Source organism: Phytoactinopolyspora endophytica, assembly GCF_004138495.1.
GTDB lineage: Bacteria > Actinomycetota > Actinomycetes > Jiangellales > Jiangellaceae > Phytoactinopolyspora > Phytoactinopolyspora endophytica.
Window position 1 is genome coordinate 179,543 of sequence record NZ_ML142851.1, and the last position, 2,312, is coordinate 181,854.

The 2,312-nt window shown below is 70.4% G+C and carries 1 protein-coding gene; it reads right to left on the reverse strand.

The window, feature by feature from the left end:
* Positions 1 to 2,312 (reverse strand): cobaltochelatase subunit CobN (gene cobN / locus ELR45_RS37080; protein ID WP_205856156.1); only part of this gene is annotated, 2,312 nt, incomplete at both ends.

Below are 2,312 nucleotides of genomic sequence, written 5' to 3' on the forward strand. Positions count from 1 at the left end.
CTTCCAGGTCGCCTTCGGTTTCGAGAACGGCCTGCTGGAGCGCCTCCATCGCCTCCGCGGACGGCTCGCTCCACAGGCCGCGCTGGGCGGCCTCGAGGAGGCGCTCCGCCATGCCCTTGCGGGCCCATGGGTTGGAGCGGCGGAAGAACTCGGCGACCTCCGGGTTCTGGACGTACTCCTCGGTGAGCTTCTCGTACATCCAGTCCTCGACGACGCCGGCCGTGGCGTCGTACCCGAAGAGGTAGTCGACGGTGGCCGCCATCTCGAAGGCGCCCTTGTATCCGTGCCGCTGCATCGCGGCGATCCACTTCGGATTGACGACGCGGGCCCGGAAGACCCGCGCCGTCTCCTCGGAGAGCGACCGGGTCTTGACGTGCTTGGTCACCGCCGAGTCGCCGATGTACGCCGCGGGTGCGCTGCCGGTGAGCTGGCGGACCATCGCGACCATGCCGCCGTGGTACTGGTAGTAGTCGTCCGAGTCGAGGATGTCGTGCTCGCGGGTGTCCTGGTTCTTGACCGCCACCTGGATCCGGGAGAACGCCTTCTCCATGTCCGACCTGGCCTCGACGCCGTCCAACCCGCGCCCGTAGGCGTAGCCGCCCCACACCGCGTAGACCTCGGCGAGGTCGGCGTCGGTGCGCCAGTTCCGGGCGTCCACCAGTGGCAACATCCCGGCCCCGTAGGCGCCGGGCTTGGATCCGAAGATACGGGCCGTGGCGCGCCTCGGGTCGGCTCCCGCGTCGAGATCTTCGGCGACGTGGGCGCGCAGGTGGTTGAGTGTCGCGTCCTCGTCGAGCTCGGCGACGGTCCGTATCGCGTCGTCGATGACGCCGATCACGTGCGGGAAGGCCTCTCGGAAGAACCCGGAGATGCGTACCGTCACGTCGACCCGGGGACGCGGCTCGTCGTCGAGCAGCAGCTCCTCCGGCGGAACCACCTCGAAGCCGGTCACCCGACGCGACGCCTCGTCCCACAGCGGGCGGACTCCCAGCAGCCACAGCACCTCGGCGATGTCGTCACCTTGCGTGCGCATGGCCGCCGTGCCCCACACGGTGAGACCCACCGACGTCGGGAACGCGCCGGTCTCGGCCTTGTGGCGGCGCAGCAGCGAGTCGCCGAGCGCGACGCCGACGTCCCAGGCGTTGCGCGACGGGATCGCCTTGGGGTCGACGGCGTACATGTTGCGGCCGGTCGGCAACACGTTGACCAGGCCGCGGGTCGGCGAGCCGGACGGGCCGGGGGCGATGTAGCGGCCGTCGAGCGCGCGTACCGAGTTGGTGATCTCGTCCGTCGTCCGGGCGAGTCTGGGCACCAGCTGCTCGGCGCCGAACCGCAGCACGTCGGCCACCTCGTCGACGTCGGCACTGAGCACATCGGCGACGACGCGCTTCGCCTCGTCCGGGCGCCAGCCGCGCCGCGCCAGCTCCTCGACGAGTCCTCGGGCGACGGTCTCGAGGAGATCGACGACGTCCGACCCCGCCATCCCGTTGCGTCCCGCAGCGGGAGCGTCGGGGGCATCACTCTGCGGGACGCTGCTGACGGCACGGAGCGTCCGCAGCCCGTCGGAGTCCTCGACGGCGGCACCCGGCTCGGCCAGGAGCACCTGCTCGTCGAGGCCGGCCCATGCGGCGATCGCTCCGCGCAGGCCACGGTGCGCGGTCTCGCCGCCGAACACCTGGCGCGCCCGTAGAACCGCCAGCACGTCGTTCACCAGTTCCTTGCCCTCCGGAGCGCGGCCGAGGATGTGCAGCCCGTCCCGGATCTGGACGTCCTTGATCTCGCACAGGTAGCCGTCGATGTGCAGGACGAAGTCGTCGAAGTCGTCCTCCCCGGGCATCTGCTCGGTGTGCAGGTCGTGGTGGAGCTGCGCCTGCGTCACCAGCTCCCAGATCTGGGTCCGCACCGTGGGCGCCTTGGCCGGGTCCAGCTCGGCGACCGTGGCGTACTCGTCCAGCAGCTGCTCCAGCTTCGCCAGGTCACCGTAGGTGTCGGCACGTGCCATCGGCGGAATCATGTGGTCGATCAGGACGGCATGGGCGCGACGCTTCGCCTGCGTTCCTTCGCCCGGGTCGTTGACGATGAACGGGTAGATCAGCGGGAGGTCGCCCAGCACGGCGTCCGGTGCGGAGTCGTCGGACAGGCCCAACCCCTTGCCGGGCAGCCATTCCAATGTGCCGTGCTTGCCGAGATGGACCACGGCATCGGCACCGAAGCCGCCGCTGGCCGGCGGTTCCTGCAGCCACCGGTACGCGGCGACGTAGTGGTGCGAGGGAGCGAGGTTCGGGTCGTGGTAGATCGCGACCGGGTTCTCC